This window comes from Mesorhizobium sp. M2A.F.Ca.ET.043.05.1.1 (assembly GCF_003952445.1).
Lineage (GTDB): Bacteria > Pseudomonadota > Alphaproteobacteria > Rhizobiales > Rhizobiaceae > Mesorhizobium.
The window spans coordinates 5,337,350-5,355,071 of record NZ_CP034446.1; the positions used below are offsets into that span (position 1 = coordinate 5,337,350).

Here is a 17,722-nt window from a genome sequence, read left to right on the forward strand (position 1 = left end):
GTCGGCGGAACTGCCAATCTCCCCCCTTGAGGGGGAGATGTCCGGCAGGACAGAGAGGGGGTGACGGAACTCAAGGCTGGCTCGATAAGCTAAGTCGCTCTCACCCACCCTGCTTGGTGGTGCTGGTGCCGAAATCGACCTTCGGCACCTGCATCTTGTCCTCGTCGACGGTGAAGTTGGCGAAGGGCTCGTTGCCGCGGAACCAGAAGGTCGCCCACAGCACGGACGGGAAGGTCTTCAGCGTCAGATTGTAGTCCCTCACCGCCTGTATGTAGTCGCGCCGCGCCACCGCGATGCGGTTCTCGGTGCCTTCGAGCTGCGCCTGCAGCGCGAGGAAATTCTGGTTGGCCTTGAGGTCGGGATAGGCTTCCGAGACCGCGATCAGACGCGACAGCGCGCTGGTCAGTCCGGCCTGGGCATCCTGGAACTTCTTCAGCGCGTCCGGGTCCTTCAGCGTCTCCGGGGTCACGGTGATCTGCGTCGCCTTGGCGCGCGCCTGAACGACCGCGTCGAGCGTGTCCTTCTCATGCGAGGCATAGCCCTTCACCGTCTCGACCAGGTTCGGGATCAGATCGGAACGGCGCTGATACTGGTTGAGCACCTCGCTCCAGGCCGCCCTTGCGTTCTCTTCCGCGGTCGGAATGGTGTTGTAGCCGCAGCCGGCGAGCAGCGGCAGCACGAAAGCCATCATCAGGAAGGCGGGCAGATTGCGGAAGACGGAAGGTGGTGAGAGGCGCTCGGTAATCATGAATGGTCCCTCGACAGAAGTTGCATGCGAAGCATTACCACAATCCAGGCGCAAGAAAATGTCCGGCGCATGACGCCGGTCCCGGTTCAGCCGTGAGGCACTGTGAATGGCAGCGCGAACAAGTTAAGCTGCGGGCCGGAAAGGGCAATTGCCATGGCAGAGCGCCGGGACGACGAGGCCGAGTCGCGCCGCATCCTCGAACGCGTGCAACAGGAGACGTCCCCAGGCGGCGCGTCGTTCATCGCCCGCGCGGCGAAGGACGCGCGCGACCGCGTCACCGCCGCCGAGACGGACCGCGCCGATCCCATCGAATATTGGGGAACCCGCATTGGCCGAACGCTCGGCTTCGTCATTGCCATTGGGCTATTGGCCTGGCTGGTGTATGCCGCCACGCGTGGCGGTTAGGAATCAAGCCTCATGAATGCAGAAAAAACCGACGCGCCGCGCGCGGTCATCGTCATCTCCAGCCATGTCGCCCGCGGCTCGGTCGGCAATCGCGCGGCGGTGTTCGCGCTGGAGACACTGGGTTTCCCGGTCTGGGCGGTGCCGACCGTCATCCTGCCCTGGCATCCGGGGCACAGCCGCGCAACCCGCATCGTGCCGCCGCTCGACCAGTTCAAGGCGCTGATGGCCGACCTCGAGCGGGCACCGTGGCTGGGCGAGGTGCGGGCCGTGCTTTCGGGCTATCTCGGCGAAGCGGGCCAGGCGGAAGCCGTCGCCTCGCTCGTCGCCGCCGTCAAGGAAAAGACCCCGAACGCGCTTTACGTCTGCGACCCGGTGATGGGCGATTCCGGCGGGCTCTACGTGCCGGAATCGACGGCCGCCGCCATGCGCGACAAATTGATGCCGATCGCGGATATCGCGACGCCGAACCGCTATGAGCTGGAATGGATGGCGGGCGCGCCGCTGCCCGACATCAAGGCGGTGACGGCGGCCGCGCTTCATGCCGGACCCTCGACCATGCTGGTGACCTCGGCGCCGGCGATGATGGCGGGCGGCATCGGCAATTTCCTGCTCGACGGCAGCCAGGCGCTGCTTGCGGAGCACCGTGTGATCGAGAGGCCGCCGAACGGGCTCGGCGACCTGACGGCGGCGGTCTATCTGGCGCGGATTCTCTCCGGCCAAGCGCCGGTCAAGGCGCTGCAATCGACCACGGCGGCCGTCTACGAGATACTTGCCCGCACCGCCAAGCGCGGCGGCGACGAGCTGCAGCTCGAAACCGACGCCCAGAGCCTGTCGCATCCAATGGCCATGGTGCAGCTGCGCCATCTGCTGCATCCCGGGCGGGACAAGCGGGCGTGAAACTGGTCGGCCACGCGCTGGCCGGCGTCGACGGCTGCAAGGCTGGCTGGATAGCCGTCCACCGCGAAGCGGACGCCGCGCCCTCCGTCTCGGTCTTCCCGAGTTTTCACGCGCTGCTCGACGCGCTGCCCGATGCCACGATCGCCGTCGACATGCCGATCGGCCTGCCGGAGTTTTCAAGCAAGGGCGGCCGCGGGCCGGAGGCGCTGGTGCGGCCGCTGCTCGGCGCGCGGCAATCGAGCGTGTTCGCCATCCCCTCGCGCGCCGCGCTCTATGCCGACACCAGCGACTTCACCACCGTCGAGACCTGGTATGAAGCGCACCGGAGGGCAAGCGCGGTGGCGATGGGACTTCTGACCCGCCACGCGGCGTTTCCATCCAGGCTTTCGGCATCTTTGCCAAGATCCGCGAGATCGATCAGCTGTTGATCGCGCGGCCCGAACTGCGCGGCCGCGTCTTCGAATCGCATCCGGAAGTGGCGTTCTGCCAGCTGAATGGCGGCACGGCGATGGCGCTGCCGAAGAAGATCAAGGGCGCGGTCAACCCGGCCGGCATGGAGGAGCGCAAGGCGCTGCTTTGCCGGCATGGCTACGAGAAGGGCTTCCTCGATCAGGCGCCGCCACGGGGTGCCGCGAGCGACGATTTCCTCGACGCGGCGGCGATGATGCTGATTGCCGGGCGTATCGCCAGCGGCGCGGCGCGGCCTTCGCCCGATCCGCCGCTGCTGGATCGTTTCGGCATTCCCGTCGCCATCTGGGCTTGAGGCAAATCGACCGCGCAGCTTTTGGCGGCATGCGATTGCGACGCCGCCATCCGCAATTCGGCATTGCCCACGACCTGCATTTGCCGCTAGAGGCTTTTTCGATCGCAACGAGCTGCCGCCTCCAACCCCCCGGAAAGGCTCTAGCCGCCCATGCCTCACCTCCCCGAGCACCTCCTCGCCGGCTATCGCAACTTCATGAGTGGCCGCTACCCCACCGAAAGCGACCGCTATCGCTCGCTGGCGCGCGACGGCCAGGCGCCCGAGACGATGATCGTCGCCTGCTGCGATTCGCGCTCGGCGCCGGAAGCGATCTTCGATGCCGGTCCCGGCGAGCTCTTCGTGCTGCGCAATGTCGCCAATCTGGTGCCGCCCTACGAGCCGGACGGCGAGTACCACTCGACCTCGGCCGCGCTCGAATTCGCCGTGCAGAGCCTGAAGGTGAAGAACATCGTGGTGATGGGCCACGGCCGCTGCGGCGGCATCCGCGCCGCGCTCGACACCAACTCCGCGCCGCTGTCGCCCGGCGATTTCATCGGCAAATGGATGAGCCTGATCGCGCCGGCCGCCGATACCGTGGCTTCCAGCACGATGATGACAACGACGGAGCGCCAGACCGCGCTGGAGCGGATTTCCATCCGCTATTCCCTCGCCAATCTCCGGACTTTTCCCTGTGTCTCGATCCTCGAAGGCAAGGGCAAGCTCTCGCTCTACGGCGCATGGTTCGATATCTCGACCGGGGAGCTGTGGGTGATGAACAAGGAAACCGGCGATTTCGAGCGGCCGGAGCTTTGAACGGAGGCGTGATGCACCGGATCAGCTGGAGGATCTTTCTGGCGGCGACGCTGCTCATGTCCTCGCTCGCCCGGGCCAGCGCCGATGATGGCGCCATCATCGATCGCTGGTATTCGGCGCTGCTGGTCGCCGACCGTACCGAATTGTCCGACCTGCTTGCCGACGACGTGCGCATGAAGCTCGACGACATCGGCGTCGTCCAGACCAAAGAGGATTTCATCGCCTCGATCGACGAGTGGCGGGGCGCGGTCGCAGGCGCTGCGATCCGCCATCGCATCGAAAAGAGCGAGAATGGCGAGACCACGGTGCTCGCCTGTTACGATTTTCCCAACAACGATACGCTGATGCGCGAGACCTTCACCGTCGCCGGCGGGCGCATCGTCGCCAGCACGCAGACAGCGGTGGCGCAGGACTGCAGCGGCTATTGAGGCGAGGTCCGTGTTGCGCGGCGCGCGGCATCGCCCTACATCCGACGCAGCCCGCCTCCAAATCAGTCCACCGGAATCGCTCATGTCATCTTCAAAAGCCGTCGACCTCGCCGCCCATCCGCTGACCCTTTGGCAAGGTCCGCTCGGCCTGCCGGACTTCTCGCGCATCGGCGACAATGATTTCGGGCCGGTCTTCGACGCGGCGCTGGCCGCGCACCAGGCCGAGATCGACGCGATCGCCGGCAACAGCGAGACGCCGACCATCGAGAACACGCTTGCCGCGCTCGAGCTTGCCGGCGAGCCGCTCGACCATGTCTCGTCGATCTTCTGGTGCCGCGCCGGCGCTCATACCAACGACACGATCCAGGCGATGGAACGCGAGGTTTCGCCAAAGATGTCGCGGCATTTCTCGGCGATCTCGATGAACGAGAAGCTGTTTGCCCGCATCGACGATCTCTACCAGCGGCGCGACAGCCTGAAGCTCGATGCCGAAACGCTGCGGGTGCTGGAGAAGACCTGGAAGGGCTTCGTCCGCTCGGGCGCCAAGCTCGATGCTGACGGCAAGAAGCGGCTTGCGGCCATCAATGAAGAGCTCTCCTCGCTCGGGACCAAGTTCGGCCAGAACGTGCTCGCCGACGAACGCGACTGGGCGCTGTTCCTCGACGAGGCCGATCTTGCCGGCCTGCCGGATTTCTTGAAGAGCGCGATGGCCGAGGCGGCCGAGATGCGTGGGCAGAAGGGCCGCTATGCGGTGACGCTGTCGCGCTCGATCTACGAGCCGTTCTCAACCTTCTCCGAGCGCCGCGACCTGCGCGAGATCGCGTTCAAAGCTTTCATCATGCGCGGCCAGAATGGCGGCGCCTCCGACAACACCGATGTCGTGCGCGACATGCTGAAGCTGCGCGCCGAGAAGGCGAAGCTGCTTGGTTACGATTCCTTCGCGGCGCTGAAGCTCGACGACACGATGGCGAAGACGCCGAAGGCGGTGCACGAGCTGCTCGATCCGGTGTGGGAAAAGGCATTGGAGAAGGCCGCCGCCGACCAGAAGGAGCTGGAGCGGCTGGCGGCGGAAGCCGGCAGCAACGAGAAATTCGCCGCTTGGGACTGGCGCTTCTACCAGGAGAAGCTGCGTGCCGAAAAATTCGCCTTCGACGAGGCGGAGCTGAAGCCGTATCTGCAGCTCGAACGCGTCATCGAGGCCTGTTTCGATGTGGCCACGAAACTGTTCGGCATCACTTTCGAGGAGAAGAAGGGGATCGCGGTTTGGCATCCGGACGCCCGCGCGTTCGTGGTGAAGAATGCCGACGGCAGCGAGCGCGGCCTGTTCCTGGCCGATTATTTCGCGCGGCCGTCAAAACGTTCCGGCGCCTGGATGAGCGCGCTGAAATCCGGCTACAAGCTCGGTCACGGTTCCAAGCCGGTGATCTACAACATCATGAATTTCGCCAAGCCGCCGGCCGGCGAGGCGGCGCTTCTGTCGGTCGATGAGGCAAAGACGCTGTTCCACGAGTTCGGCCACGCGCTGCACGGCATGCTGACCGACGTCACCTGGCCGTCTGTTTCTGGCACCTCCGTCAGTCGCGACTTCGTCGAGCTGCCCTCGCAGCTTTACGAGCATTGGCTGACGGTGCCGGCGGTGCTGGAAAAGCACGCGCTGCACGTCAAGACCGGCAAGCCGATGCCGAAGGCGCTGCTCGACAAGATGCTTGCGACCCGCACCTTCGGCGCCGGTTTCGCCACGGTCGAGTTCACCGCCTCGGCGCTGATCGACATGGCCTATCATGCGCGGCCGGACGCGCCTGCGGAGCCGCTTCGGTTCGAGGCTGAGACGCTCGAAAAGCTGCATATGCCCGACACGATCGCCATGCGCCACCGCACCCCACATTTCGGTCATGTCTTCGCCGGCGACGGATATTCAGCCGGCTATTATTCCTACATGTGGTCGGAAGTGCTCGACGCGGACGCCTTCTCGGCTTTCGAGGAGACGGGCGATGCCTTCAATCCGGAATTGGCCGAGCGGCTGCGCAAGAACATCTATGCCGCGGGTGGCTCGAAGGATCCGGAGGAGCTTTACACGGCGTTCCGGGGAAAGATGCCGTCGCCCGACGCGATGATGGTGAAGCGGGGGCTGGTGTAGCGGCGGCTTCCCCTTCTCCCCTTGTGGGAGAAGGTGTCGCCGAAGGCGACGGATGAGCGACTATCTGAGGTGTCAAGTTGCATTTGCGAACTGTTTGCGCGCGTCGCGTGCTTTTGCATTGAGGATGACGAGCAGCTTCCTGGCGAGCGCAATGCGAATGACCATCTTTTCCTTTCCAGCCGCCTGCAACCGTTGCTTGAAGGCGGCGAGATGGGGATCATATTTGGCAACGATGCTGGCAACGAGGAAGAGGACGCCTCGCGGCCCGGCGCGGCCACCGCGCACCGCTCTTCGGCCGCTGCGCTTACCGCTGTCATTGGCGATCGGAGCCAGGCCAGCCAGCTTAGCGATGGCCCTGTTGGAGACGATGCCGATCTCAGGCAGTTGCGCCATCAGCCGTGGCACGGTGCGAGAGGCCACGCCCTTGAGCGAGCGAAAGGCCCGGTCGAGGCATGCCCACAACGGATCATCGTCGATGAGCGAAGCGATCTCACCCTCGAGCCTGCGGCTCTGGCGTGTGAGCAGCGCGATCACCTCATCAAGGCTGGCGACGGTCTCGGCGTCGAGGGCAGCACTCTTGCGCTGCTTTTGAACGGTGAGATCGCCAGTCACCTGGGAAAGCCGGGCAACCAACGCCTTGAGCCGCAGTTGGGCCGCATTTGGTGGCGGCATCGCCTTGAGCTGCTTGACCGCGCCATAGCGGGCGATCATGGCGGCATCGATCTTGTCGGTCTTTTCCAGGAAGCCCATCGCCTCGGCGAAGTAGCGCACACTGCGGGCATTGGCCAAGCCACAGCATACGCCCAACTCCCACAGCAGCAGGAAGGCCAGTCGTTCATAGCCGCCGCTAGCCTCCATCACGACAAGCTCGACGTCGTGGCTCTGACACCAGGCGGCCAGATCGGCGATGCCTGCCGCATCATTGCCGAAGCGGCCCACCGCCCCGCTCGGCTCGACATGGGCATCGAGCCATCCTTTCGAAACATCCACTCCACATATGATCTTGTTCACGGTAACCTGCCTTGTGCGTGCGATTGGAGCCAAGCGACTATTCGGTCGTGCGTGACGAAGGCGAAGATCCCAGGCTCATCCACGGTTGTGACCGGAGGGGTGTCGGGCGACTTCGCCAAGCCTCGTATCGGATGGCCGTCCGGTTCGAGGCTCAGTCGCTTTCCTTGCACAAATCTCTGTCCGTGCAGATACAAGGGGTGTTCCAGGGAAAGCCAGCGTCTCACTCCGCTGGAACACCCCTCATCCGTCTCGGCGCTAAAGCGCCGATCCACCTTCTCCCACAAGGGGAGAAGGGGGAGCCGCATCCTTCCACGGATCCGCCACCCGCGGCCAGATCGCCCTCTTCAGCTTCCGATAATCCGTCTTCGCCGGGTTGCTCGGATAGGAGCTCGGCGCCGCGACATAGATGATCTCGGCGGCGATCGGCGCGAAGCCGGCGTAGAAATGGTTGGTCGATTTGATCAGCAGGATGTCCTTGCTGAGCGGATCGATGCCGATGTTGGAGAAGACGTCCGGCTCGAAGGTCTGGGTGCGGTTGGTGTTCAAGATGACGTCGACTTCCGTGCCTTCGATGCGCACCACCGCCGACGGCCCCAACGTCACGCGGCTCGGCCCGAAGGTTTGCCAGCCTTCGTTAGTCGTCTTCAGCACCGTGACGCGGGCGTCGATCGGCTCGCCGGCCTGCGGCCCGGCCTTGCCGCCGAAGCGCAGATCGATGACGGCGCCTTCGCCGGCTGCGTGGCAGAAGGTCACGGCGATCGGGTCCCAGATCGTCGCCACGCCGACTTTGTTCACGCCGCGCTTGAGCAGCTCGCGCAACACGATCGTGCCGTCGCCCGGCACGCCGCCGCCGGGATTGTCCCAGATGTCGGCGATCACCACCGGCTTGTCCTGGTGCGTCGCGCGCACGGCAAGCGCCTGTTCGATGCCCGCCGAGGCGGAGAGCATCGTCATCGCGGTTTTTTCGCGCAGAGCATAGAGCTCGCGCCCGAGGGTTTCGGCCAAAGCATCGCCCTTTAGCTTGTCGTTGTCGGTGACGACCAGGATGCGCGTGCCCATCTCCGGCACGTCGGCGGCCATGAAGCCGTGGATGACCGAGACCGACAGCACCCCGTCATTGCCATGCAGCGCCTTGATCCTGTCGACGAAGGAGCGCATCGGCTCGCGGCTAGTCGGCAGCACCTGGATCATGCGGCAGTCGAAAGTCGAAATCACCGGCTTGATCTCGCCGCGCGCCGCGGCAAGGCCGAGCTCGACGACATGCTCGCCACGTTCGTAGAAATCGGTGTGCGGGAATTCGAGGAAATAGGCCATGACATCGCAGGCCGCCACGCGCTTCGGCGTCAGGTGGCTGTGCGGATCGAACTCCGAGGCGATCACCACCTTCGGCCCCACGACAGCGCGCACGCGCTCCAGCAGATCGCCTTCGCAATCGTCATAGCCTTGCGCGACCATAGCGCCATGCAGGCCGAGGATCACGGCATCGACCGGTAGGGCTTCCCTTAGCTGGCCAAGGATCTCGTCGCGCAGCGCCTCATAGGTCTGACGTTGCACGAGACCGCCGGGCTCCGCCCAGGTTGCCGTGCCTTCGATGACGGTCAGCGCTTCCTTCGCGGCGCGCTTGCGCAGCGCCACGATCGGCGAGGAGCACAGCGTCGGCGTCTCCGGGTGCTTGCCCGGGCCGGCATAGAAGGCCATCTCGAAGGACGCCCGGTCGGTCGGCACCGGCGAGAAGGTGTTGGTTTCCGTCGCCAGCGAGGCGGTGAAGATGCGCATGAACGCTCCCTAGACTTCTTGTTTTTGCGATTCCGGACGAAAACCGCTGCGTATTCCTGGAATTGCCGGGATTTGCTATTTGACGGCCCCGAGCGCAAGGCCCCGGACGAGGTAGCGCTGCAGCCAGATGAAGAGGATCGCCACCGGCAGCGTCGCCAGCAGCGTGGCGGCCATGACATGGTGCCATTCGATCGTATAGCGGCCGGCGACGAGCGAGAAAACCTGGATCGGCAGCGTGTAGCTTTCCTGGCTGCGCAGCATGGTGAGCGCGACCACGAACTCGTTCCAGGCATTGATGAAGGTGAAGATCGCCGTCACCGCGATCGCGGGCAGGCAGAGCGGCAGGAACACCTTGCGCAAGGTCAGCCAACGGCCGGCGCCTTCCATCCAGGCCGCCTCCTCGAGGTCGCGCGGAATGGTGTCGAAATAGCTCTGCAGCATCCACACTGTGAAGGCGACGTTGAAGGCCATGTAGATGAAGCCGAGCGCGGTGGTCGACTCGACCAGGCCCCAGGCCGCCATCAGCCTGAACAGGCCAAGCACCAGCACGATCGGCGAGATCATCTGCGAGATCAAAAGGAACTGGCGGAGGGCCCCATAGCCGGCAAAACGAAAGCGTGACATGGCGTAGGCCGCTGGGACCGAGATCAGGATCGCGCCGACCGTCGCCAGCGCCGAGACGTAAAGCGAATTCAGCAGCGCCTGGCCGAAGCCGGTCGCCACCCACATGTCCGCGAAATTCGACCAGCGGAACTCGCTCGGCCACCAGGCCGGGGTCAGCACCTCGGTGCGCGGCTTGACGGCGGTGAGGAACATCACCGCGAAGGGGAAGATCGTCACCACGATCAACGGAGCCAGCAGCAGCCAGGCGATGACGGTGCGTTTCAGCTTCGGCGTCATGCGCGCTGCTCCCGCATGGCAAGGCGCACATAGATCATGGTGAAGACGAGCAGGATCGCGAACATCACCAGCGACACGGCGGAGGCCTCGCCCAGCTTGCCGATGCGGAAGGCGAGCTTATAGAGATGCGTGACCAGAATGTCGGTCGAGTTCGCCGGCCCGCCTTGCGTCATCACCCAGATGATCGGGAAGGAGTTGAAGACATAGATGGTGTTGAGCACGATCGCGATGTTGATGAAGGGCTTTAGCAACGGAAAGGTGATCTCGCGGAACTGCTGGAAATGCGTTGCGCCCTCCAGCGCGGCCGCCTCATAGAGATCATCGGGGATCGAGGACAGGCCGCCGAGGAAGATCGTGGTGGTGAAGGGCACCGTCACAAGAATACCGATCAGAACCTGCATCGGGAAAGCCGTCTCGGCGCTGGCCAGCCACTGGATGTTCTGGCTGATCAGCCCGAGCTTCATAAGCGCTGAATTCAGCATGCCGCTTTCGCCGTTGAGCGCCCAGCGCCAGACCACCGCGGTCATGGTCAGCGACACCGCCCAGGGCAGCATGATGATGACGCGGGCGAGGCCACGGCCGTAGAAATCCATGTTGAGGATCATCGCCACGGGGATCGACAAAAGCAGCGCGCCGCCGACGACCAGCACGGTCCACAGCCCGGTGCGCCAGAGCGCCGCGACGAAATCCGGGTCGGCGGCAAGCGCCGAGAAATTGGCCAGGCCGCTGAATTCGCGAAGCTGGCCAAAGCGATTCACATCATGCGTCGATATCTGAACAAGGTCCCAGACCGGCCAGAAGATCACCACCGCCGCGAGCAGCAGGCTGGGGAGCGTCAGCAGATAGGGCAGGAAACGATTTTGCATCGGCTGGTTGGGACCATGTTGCGGGGCATCAGCAGCGCTGGCTTGCCAGCTAGCCTAATCTCGACCTGTTCGTTCTGATGGCTCGGTTCAAATTCTTTCCCAGCGTCTGCGCTGCCCCTCACCTGCCTGCCGGCATCCTCTCCCCGTATAGTGACGGGGAGAGGGGCGCTCTCGCCGCTTTCGCCAATCACAAACGTTGCAGGCATGGCTCCGAGGTTGCGGCCAGCTTCTTTCTCCCCGTCACTATACGGGGAGAAATGCCCGGCAGGGCAATGAGGGGCGGCGCTGACGTCGACGATTCTGTCTTTCTGCTGAAGACCGGGAAAGATGTGGCGCGCCCCGCGGGGGTAGGGCGCGCCACGGGCGCAGGGAGATACGCCCTTATTTCTTCAGCACCGCGTTCGCCTTTGCCGCCGCATCCTTCAGGCCGGCCTCGGGGTCGCCGCCGAGATAGATCTTCTGCATGGCGTCCGACGTGATCTGGGCGATCTCTTCCCAGCCCGGAATGACCGGCGCGAAGCGGGCGTCGGGCAGGAGCGCGGTGAAGGCGGCGAGGTCGGCGTTGTTGACGTAGTAGTCCATCTTCGCCTCTTCCTTGTTCACGGGCAGGAAGCCTTCGCCTTGGGTGAATTTGGCGCGCTGCTCCTTGGTGAACAGGAAGTCGAGCAGCTTCCAGGCCTCGTCCTTGTTCTTGGAGTTCTTGAACATGATGATCGAGTCCGTGACGCCATAGGTGCCGCGCGCGCCGGTCGGGCCGGCGGGGATGGCGGCGACGCCGTATTTCAGGTTCGGCGCTTCTTCCTTGATCTGGTTGGACAGGAAGGGCGCGGTGATCATCATGCCGACCTTCCCCTGCTTGAACAGGTTCTGCACGTCCTCGCGGTTGTTGGAGGTGACGCCCGGTTCCGTCAGCCCCTCGTCGATCATCGACTTGTAGAGCTTGGCCGCTTCGAGCGCGCCGGGCGTGCCGAGGCCCGACGTGCCGTCCTTGTTGAGAATCTCGGTGCCGAAGGACCACATCGCATAATAGTAATAGACGTCGGTCTCGATCTCCTTACCCTGCAGGCCGTAGCCGAAGGCGCCGACCGCTTTGATCTTGCGCGCGTCTTCCTGCAGCTCGGTCCAGGTTGCCGGCGGCTTGGCGATGCCGGCCTTCTCGAACAGCTCCTTGTTGTAGTACATGGCGCGCGCCGAAGCCGCGATCGGCAGGCCATAGGTGTGGCCATTCATGATCGAGGGCTGCAGGAAGGTGTCGATGAAGCGGTCCTTGAACTCGGGCTTGATGTAGCTGTCGAGCGGCTCGGCGACATCCTGCTGGACGAAATCGATCAGCCAGCGGGTGCCGATGATCGAGAGATCCGCATTGGTGCCGGCGGTGATGTCGGTGGTGAGCTTCTGCAGCAGCACATCCCACGGCACCACTTCATACTTGATCGTGATGCCGGGATTGGCCGCCTCGAATTCCTTCTTCACCGCTTCGAAATAGGGGCCGGTCTTGGCGCTGTATTCGGCGACGGTGACGCGCACCTCGCCGGCATCGGCTGGTGCTGCCAGCGCCAGCATGCTCATTCCGGCCAGCAGGCCGACAGTCCATTTTGCAAGGCTCATCTCAACTCTCCCATTGATGCACGTTGGCGCCTGGCCCTTAGGAGCACAGGATTTATGTTACTTTCCTACATTATCCATGATTTCGCCCCGCGCAAGTGGATTATCATGTTGCTTAATTACATTTTGTTGGCTAGCTTACTGGCTCAAAATAAGGGGGTGGAGGAGGGCGCAGCGTGGGTTCGACAGCCGAGTTCGAAGGCAAGACCGTCGTGGTCACCGGAGCCGGCGGTGGCCTCGGCTCGGCGATCGTCGAGCTCATGGCCGAACGCGGCGCGCGCATCGTCGGCTGCGACCAGTCGGCGGAGGCATTGGCCCGCCCGCATATCGCCTCGCGCCATGTCTTCAACCTGCTCGACCGGGCGTCGATCGAAGCCGCGATCCCGGCGCTGCTCGACAAGGACGGCGTGCCCGACATCCTGATCAACAATGCCGGCTGGACGCGCGCCGAGACCTTGAAGGCGCTGACGGCTGACAAGATCGAGCAGGAGCTCGACCTCAATTTGACCGGCGTGATGAGTTTCGCCGATCCGCTGATCAAGGCGATGGCCGGGCGCGGTTCGGGCAGCGTCGTCTTCATCTCTTCGGTCAACGCCATCGCGCATTTCGGCAATCCGGCCTATGCGGCTGCCAAGGCCGGCATCAACGCCTATGCCAAATCGGTCGCCGTCGAGCTTGGCCGCAGCGGATTGCGCGCCAATGTCGTGTGCCCGGGATCGATCCGCACCGCCGCCTGGGACCATCGCCTGGCCAAGGATCCGGAGATCCTCGGGCGGCTGAAGCGGCTCTATCCGCTCGGACGCATCGTCAATGCACGGGAAGTGGCCGAAGCTGTCGCCTTCCTTGCCTCGGAGCGCGCTTCCGGCATAACAGGTGCCGTGGTGCCCGTGGACGCCGGCCTGACAGCCGGCTACCTGCCTTTCATCGACGACATATTGGGAGCGTGACCATGACCGACGTCCAGTTCCGCAACCTGTCGAAATCCTTCGGGCAGCACAAAATCCTCGAAGACATCAACCTCGACATCAAAACCGGCGAGTTCGTCGTTCTGGTCGGGCCGTCCGGCTGCGGGAAGTCCACGCTTTTGCGCATGCTGGCGGGGCTGGAGACCATCACCTCCGGCGACCTCGTCATCGGCGGCACGCGCGCCAACGACCTGCCGCCGCAAAAGCGCAACATCGCCATGGTGTTCCAGTCCTATGCGCTGTTTCCGCATCTGAAGGCGTCGGAAAATATCGGCTTCGGCCCGAAGATCCGCGGCGAGAACCGCGCCGCGATCGACGACAAGGTGAAGAAGGCTTCGGGCGTGCTCAACCTCTTCTCCTATCTCGACCGCTATCCGCGGCAGCTTTCGGGCGGCCAGCGTCAGCGCGTCGCCATGGGCCGCGCCATCGTGCGCGAACCTTCGGTGTTTCTCTTCGACGAGCCGCTCTCCAATCTCGACGCGCAATTGCGCGTGCAGATGCGCACCGAGATCAAGGCGCTGCACCAGCGGCTGAAATCGACCATCGTCTATGTCACGCACGACCAGATCGAGGCCATGACCATGGCCGACCGCATCGTGGTGATGGACCGCGGCCGCATCCAGCAGGTCGGGCAGCCGCTGGAGCTTTACGATCGGCCGGCCAACAAATTCGTCGCCGGCTTCATCGGCTCGCCGTCGATGAGCTTTGTCTCCGGCGCGCTGAAGACGGCCGGAGCCCAGTCCTGGTTCGAGACCAAAGGTGGCGGCCGCCTGGCGCTCTCGGGCAACGCGGCTTCCGCCGGCGACACGGTCGAAGCCGGTATCCGGCCTGAGCACTTCGTCGTCGGCGCCGGTGAGGATGCCATCGCGATCAAGGTCGATGTCGTCGAGCCGACCGGTTCGGAGACCCATGTCTACGGTTCGGTCGGCGAGGACACGGTGCGCGCTGTGTTTCGCGACCGGCTGCAGGTCAAGCCCGGCGACCGGCTGCCGGTGCGTGTCGACCCGCGCAACATCCACCTTTTCGACAAGGCGACCGGCCTGCCGCTGTGAGAAGACGATGAAGAGCCCGGCCGACATCATCACCCGCCTGCAATTGATGTCGCAGGACGGCACCAAATCTGACCGACGGCTGGCGGGGCTGGTGCTTTCCGATCTCGATTTCGCGTCGAAGGCGGCCATCTCAGAGATCGCCGCGCGCGTCGCCGTCAGCGAGCCGACCGTCACCCGCTTCTGCCGCAATCTCGGCTGCGAGGGCTTGCGCGATTTCAAATTCTACCTGGCGCAGGCGATCGCCATCGGCGGCCAGTATCTGTCGCCGGAGCCGCTCAGCCGCGACGCGCGCGAGCAGCGCATTGCATCCGCCATCACCGAGGCGGCGATCGCCGCCATCCAGCGCGCCAGCGAAAACCTCGACATGACGACGCTGATGGATGTCGCCGCCCGGATTGCAAGCTCCGGCAATGTGCTCTGCATCGGCTCCGGCGGCATCTCCTCGATGATGGCGACGGAGATGCAGAACCGGCTGTTTCGGTTGGGTCTCTCGGCGCTCGCCCAGACCGACGGCCAGCTGCAGCGCATGTATGCCGCCGTCGCGACCCCGGAGACGACGCTGCTCGCCTTCTCCGTCTCGGGCTATGCGCGCTCGGTGATCGAGGCGGTCGAGGTCGCCCAGCAATATGGCGCCGCCACCGTCGCCATCACCGCGCCTGACTCGGCCCTGGCCAAGGTCGCCGGCACGGTGATCCTTTTGCAGTCGGTCGAGGACGGCAATATCTACAAGCCGACCTCGTCACGCTACGCGCTCCTGGCGATCGTCGACATGATCGCCACCACGGTGGCGGAATCGCGCGGACCGAAAGTGCTGGAGAATCTGCGGCGCATCAAGCAGAGCGTGAACACGCTGAAGGTGGACGATCCGAAGCTGCCGCTGGGGATTGAGTGGTTTGAAGACTCATCCTCACCCGGATTGCCGACCGAATTGCCGAAGAGCAATTCGGGGCAATCCGACCTCTCCCCAAGGGGAGAGGAGCAGGTCGGCGCCGGCGCCAAGCTCTTCTCCCCGCCGGGGAGAAGATGGCCGCGTAGCGGCCGGATGAGGGGGCGTCGCCAGCGTTATTTGCTGAGCGTCTGAAGCCGCTCTACCAACTCAGCTGCATCGCCCACGACCCGCAGCGTCTTCAGCCGCGAGGTGCCGCCGGCGACCACCGAAACGGCCGACACCGGCACACCCAGCGCCTTGCCCATCATCCGCTCCAGCGCTTGATTGGCGGCGCCGTTCTCCGGCACGGCGCGGACGCGGGCTTTGAGGTGACTGCGCCCGTCGGCGGCGGTCTCGATGCCGTCGATCCGGTCAAGCGCCGCTTTCGGCGTCAGCCGCACGAAGAGGTCGATGCCGTTGTCGCGCAGCCGAAACGGCGTGCTCATCAGCCGCCGGCCACGACCCAGGACCAGACCGTGGTGACCAGGAACTGGCGGATGAAGAAAAGGATCAACAGCAGGATGATCGGCGAAATGTCGATGCCGCCGAGATCAGGCATGAAGCGGCGGATCGGGCGCAAGGCCGGCTCGGTCAGCCGGTAGAGCATGTTGCCGACGCTGCCGACGAACTGATTGCGCGAATTGACGACGTTGAAGGCGTAGAGCCAGGAAAAGATCGCCGAGGCGATGATGATCCACCAGTAGATATCAAGCGCCATGACGATGGTCTGAATAAGGGCGATCATGCCGGTCTCCAAATTGTCGCCGACATGTAGCCATTGCTTGGCGAGCGGCAAGGCCCGCCCTCCACGGCGCTTGTGGCCGGCCCGGCCTTTCGCCCCGGTCTTTCGCCTTGACATCAAACGGCCGCGACCGATACAAGCCGATCCGCTGGAACGGGGCTGTAGCTCAGCTGGGAGAGCGCATCGTTCGCAATGATGAGGTCAGGGGTTCGATCCCCCTCAGCTCCACCAGCCGGCACACGCCTGTGCTCTCATCGCCTCCTTGCTCGCCATTTCGTGACCGCCGGATTTCGGGCCGCGTGCCTGGAACCAATGGCGGGGCAATTCGGTTCAGCTATACATTTGAAGCCGACGTGCGCGGCCGGTTGGGCAAGCGGCGATCCTTGAGGAGTTCCATCATGCAGATTTCATCCAGGTTCCGTTCCGTCGCGGTCGCGGCAATCGCCGCCGCTGGCGTGAGCATTGCCAGCGCCGCGCATGCCGACAGCGGCACGATCCGTTTCTCCGTCTACAAGGCGGCCTTCTTCATCGGCGGCTCCGGCGGCGAGGGCACGCTGACCTTCCATGGCAAACGCTATCCGATCTCGGTCGGCGGCGTCTCGGGCGGCCTCGCCTTCGGGGCGTCCAAGACCTATTTCCAGGGCACGGTGCGCCACATCCGCCGGGCCAGCGATGTCACGGGCGTCTATGGCGCTGCCGGCGGCGGCGGCGCGGTCGGCAAAGGCGCCCAGGTGATCGTCATGACCAATGACAAGGGCGCCCAGCTCGAGCTCACCGGCCGGCAGGTCGGCCTGCAGGTCAACGCCGATCTCAGCGGAATGAGCATCGCGCTGAAGCGATAGGGCCTGTCACTTTCTGGCACTCCCAGGAGAATTACCCAGGGAGTGCCATTCGATCGCGGAATCGAGTGCGCCGGGTTTTCGCTTGGCCGTGGGTAATATTCAGGTGCCGAACGCATGGGCTAACCGGATATCTCCGCGCTTTCAGGGTGGCCTGAAATCAATCTATGTTTCCCCCGCACGCGTCGGTGCGCCATCAGCGCAGCCCCTCCGATTCCCATTCAAACTCCTCATCCGCAGAGTGCTCCTGCATCGAGGGCCTCGCCCGACCGACGGGCGGAGCGCTCCAGCCCTGGAACGTCTGAACGCAGCGGCCATGAACTTTCGCTGAATGAAGCCTTCAGCCTCCGTTCCGAGTGACTTCCCTACAAAAGGCCGTTCAACACGCGGTCCCCGCCGCAATCGAAGGAGAAGTCCCATGACCCGCAGATCGATCATCGCCACGGCCCTTGCCGCTGTCGTCGGTTTCACCGCCGTCGCACCCGCCCTGGCCAACGACGTCAACATCGAACAATATGGCTGGCGCAATTCCGCGGGCGGCACCCAGCATGGCTACCGCAACCGCGTCCATTTCCACCAGGATGGCCGCTTCAACACCGCGATCGGTCAGCAATATGGTCGTCGCAACCTCTCGGTGATCGGGCAGCAGGGCGCAAACAACTACGGCGCGACCTACCAGTACGGCAACCGGAATGCCGGGGCATTGCCCAGTTCGGCTCGAACCACACGGCGATCCTGACGCAGGACGGCAACGGCAACATCGCAGCCGGCGTTCAGGTCGGCCACGGGTGCAATGCCGATGTCAGCCAGGGTGGCAGCGGCAATGTAGCCGCCTTCGTCCAGGATTGCCCCTGAACCATGGTGGCCG

General features: G+C 64.3%; 16 protein-coding genes, 1 tRNA gene and 3 pseudogenes. 12 read left to right on the forward strand and 8 right to left on the reverse strand.

The window, feature by feature from the left end:
* Positions 1-100: 100 nt before the first annotated feature.
* Positions 101-748, reverse strand: a complete 648-nt coding sequence (locus EJ069_RS25895; RefSeq protein WP_126063721.1) for a LemA family protein — start codon at positions 746-748, stop codon at positions 101-103.
* Positions 749-901: 153 nt separating this feature from the next.
* Here EJ069_RS25895 and EJ069_RS25900 point away from each other — a divergent pair, with 153 nt between their 5' ends.
* From EJ069_RS25900 to EJ069_RS25925, 6 genes and pseudogenes are all read left to right on the forward strand, one after another.
* On the forward strand, positions 902-1,153 hold the full coding sequence (locus EJ069_RS25900; protein ID WP_126063722.1) for a hypothetical protein: 252 nt from the start codon (positions 902-904) through the stop codon (positions 1,151-1,153).
* 12 nt (positions 1,154-1,165) lie between these two features.
* Positions 1,166-2,050: a pyridoxal kinase PdxY gene (pdxY, locus tag EJ069_RS25905; protein WP_042645579.1), complete on the forward strand. Its 885-nt coding sequence runs from the start codon at positions 1,166-1,168 to the stop codon at positions 2,048-2,050.
* Positions 2,047-2,813: pseudogene (locus EJ069_RS25910) on the forward strand (DUF429 domain-containing protein). The gene pdxY and the pseudogene EJ069_RS25910 overlap by 4 nt, the downstream one beginning before the upstream one ends.
* A 150-nt stretch (positions 2,814-2,963) precedes the next feature.
* Entirely contained in the window at positions 2,964-3,605 is a 642-nt protein-coding gene (locus EJ069_RS25915; protein ID WP_126063723.1) for a carbonic anhydrase, read from the forward strand.
* 11 nt (positions 3,606-3,616) lie between these two features.
* Positions 3,617-4,033: a nuclear transport factor 2 family protein gene (locus tag EJ069_RS25920; RefSeq protein ID WP_126063724.1), complete on the forward strand. Its 417-nt coding sequence runs from the start codon at positions 3,617-3,619 to the stop codon at positions 4,031-4,033.
* Positions 4,034-4,115: 82 nt separating this feature from the next.
* Complete coding sequence (locus tag EJ069_RS25925) at positions 4,116-6,170, forward strand: M3 family metallopeptidase (protein ID WP_126063725.1); 2,055 nt, start codon at positions 4,116-4,118, stop codon at positions 6,168-6,170.
* Between the two features lie 72 nt (positions 6,171-6,242).
* Here the strand turns inward: EJ069_RS25925 and EJ069_RS25930 are convergent, their stop codons facing one another.
* The 5 genes from EJ069_RS25930 to EJ069_RS25955 form a co-directional block, all read right to left on the reverse strand.
* A complete protein-coding gene (locus EJ069_RS25930) occupies positions 6,243-7,181 on the reverse strand; it encodes an IS110 family transposase (RefSeq protein ID WP_126059835.1) in 939 nt (312 codons plus the stop codon).
* Between the two features lie 255 nt (positions 7,182-7,436).
* Positions 7,437-8,957 (reverse strand): M81 family metallopeptidase, encoded by a 1,521-nt coding sequence (locus tag EJ069_RS25935; protein WP_126063726.1) that lies wholly within the window; start codon positions 8,955-8,957, stop codon positions 7,437-7,439.
* Positions 8,958-9,032: 75 nt separating this feature from the next.
* Positions 9,033-9,857: a carbohydrate ABC transporter permease gene (locus EJ069_RS25940; RefSeq protein ID WP_126063727.1), complete on the reverse strand. Its 825-nt coding sequence runs from the start codon at positions 9,855-9,857 to the stop codon at positions 9,033-9,035.
* On the reverse strand, positions 9,854-10,723 hold the full coding sequence (locus tag EJ069_RS25945) for a sugar ABC transporter permease (RefSeq protein WP_126063728.1): 870 nt from the start codon (positions 10,721-10,723) through the stop codon (positions 9,854-9,856). The genes EJ069_RS25940 and EJ069_RS25945 overlap by 4 nt, the downstream gene beginning before the upstream one ends.
* A 381-nt stretch (positions 10,724-11,104) precedes the next feature.
* Positions 11,105-12,331, reverse strand: coding sequence for a sugar ABC transporter substrate-binding protein (locus EJ069_RS25955; RefSeq protein ID WP_126063729.1), 1,227 nt, complete (start codon positions 12,329-12,331; stop codon positions 11,105-11,107).
* Positions 12,332-12,504: 173 nt separating this feature from the next.
* Here EJ069_RS25955 and EJ069_RS25960 point away from each other — a divergent pair, with 173 nt between their 5' ends.
* The 3 genes and pseudogenes from EJ069_RS25960 to EJ069_RS25970 all read left to right on the forward strand — a co-directional run.
* The gene (locus EJ069_RS25960; RefSeq protein ID WP_126063730.1) at positions 12,505-13,275 is read left to right on the forward strand and encodes an SDR family oxidoreductase; all 771 of its coding nucleotides are present in this window, start codon (positions 12,505-12,507) and stop codon (positions 13,273-13,275) included.
* 2 nt (positions 13,276-13,277) lie between these two features.
* The gene (gene ugpC, locus EJ069_RS25965; RefSeq protein WP_126063731.1) at positions 13,278-14,345 is read left to right on the forward strand and encodes a sn-glycerol-3-phosphate ABC transporter ATP-binding protein UgpC; all 1,068 of its coding nucleotides are present in this window, start codon (positions 13,278-13,280) and stop codon (positions 14,343-14,345) included.
* Positions 14,346-14,352: 7 nt separating this feature from the next.
* Positions 14,353-15,228 (forward strand): annotated as a pseudogene (locus EJ069_RS25970) (MurR/RpiR family transcriptional regulator); the annotation flags it as partial.
* A gap of 179 nt (positions 15,229-15,407) precedes the next feature.
* Here EJ069_RS25970 and EJ069_RS25975 read toward each other — a convergent pair.
* Together EJ069_RS25975 and EJ069_RS25980 are read right to left on the reverse strand one after the other, a co-directional pair.
* On the reverse strand, positions 15,408-15,719 hold the full coding sequence (locus tag EJ069_RS25975; protein ID WP_126063732.1) for a DUF167 family protein: 312 nt from the start codon (positions 15,717-15,719) through the stop codon (positions 15,408-15,410).
* Positions 15,719-16,018 (reverse strand): YggT family protein, encoded by a 300-nt coding sequence (locus tag EJ069_RS25980; protein ID WP_042645595.1) that lies wholly within the window; start codon positions 16,016-16,018, stop codon positions 15,719-15,721. The genes EJ069_RS25975 and EJ069_RS25980 overlap by 1 nt, the downstream gene beginning before the upstream one ends.
* 152 nt (positions 16,019-16,170) lie before the next feature.
* Between EJ069_RS25980 and EJ069_RS25985 the strand changes: the two genes are divergently transcribed.
* The 3 genes and pseudogenes from EJ069_RS25985 to EJ069_RS25995 all read left to right on the forward strand — a co-directional run bounded on the left by EJ069_RS25985 (position 16,171) and on the right by EJ069_RS25995 (position 17,709).
* A tRNA-Ala gene (locus EJ069_RS25985) sits at positions 16,171-16,246 on the forward strand.
* A gap of 167 nt (positions 16,247-16,413) precedes the next feature.
* Positions 16,414-16,857, forward strand: a complete 444-nt coding sequence (locus tag EJ069_RS25990; protein ID WP_126063733.1) for a hypothetical protein — start codon at positions 16,414-16,416, stop codon at positions 16,855-16,857.
* Positions 16,858-17,272: 415 nt separating this feature from the next.
* Positions 17,273-17,709 (forward strand): annotated as a pseudogene (locus tag EJ069_RS25995) (curlin).
* The last annotated feature ends 13 nt before the right edge of the window (positions 17,710-17,722 follow it).

Bases quoted from the DNA above. Each gene is read 5' to 3' on its own strand.
- EJ069_RS25895 (WP_126063721.1), bottom strand. From the start codon at position 748: ATGATTACCGAGCGCCTCTCACCACCTTCCGTCTTCCGCAATCTGCCC.
- EJ069_RS25900 (WP_126063722.1), top strand. From the start codon at position 902: ATGGCAGAGCGCCGGGACGACGAGGCCGAGTCGCGCCGCATCCTCGAA.
- pdxY (WP_042645579.1), top strand. From the start codon at position 1,166: ATGAATGCAGAAAAAACCGACGCGCCGCGCGCGGTCATCGTCATCTCC.
- EJ069_RS25915 (WP_126063723.1), top strand. From the start codon at position 2,964: ATGCCTCACCTCCCCGAGCACCTCCTCGCCGGCTATCGCAACTTCATG.
- EJ069_RS25920 (WP_126063724.1), top strand. From the start codon at position 3,617: ATGCACCGGATCAGCTGGAGGATCTTTCTGGCGGCGACGCTGCTCATG.
- EJ069_RS25925 (WP_126063725.1), top strand. From the start codon at position 4,116: ATGTCATCTTCAAAAGCCGTCGACCTCGCCGCCCATCCGCTGACCCTT.
- EJ069_RS25935 (WP_126063726.1), bottom strand. From the start codon at position 8,957: ATGCGCATCTTCACCGCCTCGCTGGCGACGGAAACCAACACCTTCTCG.
- EJ069_RS25940 (WP_126063727.1), bottom strand. From the start codon at position 9,857: ATGACGCCGAAGCTGAAACGCACCGTCATCGCCTGGCTGCTGCTGGCT.
- EJ069_RS25945 (WP_126063728.1), bottom strand. From the start codon at position 10,723: ATGCAAAATCGTTTCCTGCCCTATCTGCTGACGCTCCCCAGCCTGCTG.
- EJ069_RS25955 (WP_126063729.1), bottom strand. From the start codon at position 12,331: ATGAGCCTTGCAAAATGGACTGTCGGCCTGCTGGCCGGAATGAGCATG.
- ugpC (WP_126063731.1), top strand. From the start codon at position 13,278: ATGACCGACGTCCAGTTCCGCAACCTGTCGAAATCCTTCGGGCAGCAC.
- EJ069_RS25975 (WP_126063732.1), bottom strand. From the start codon at position 15,719: ATGAGCACGCCGTTTCGGCTGCGCGACAACGGCATCGACCTCTTCGTG.
- EJ069_RS25980 (WP_042645595.1), bottom strand. From the start codon at position 16,018: ATGATCGCCCTTATTCAGACCATCGTCATGGCGCTTGATATCTACTGG.
- EJ069_RS25990 (WP_126063733.1), top strand. From the start codon at position 16,414: ATGCAGATTTCATCCAGGTTCCGTTCCGTCGCGGTCGCGGCAATCGCC.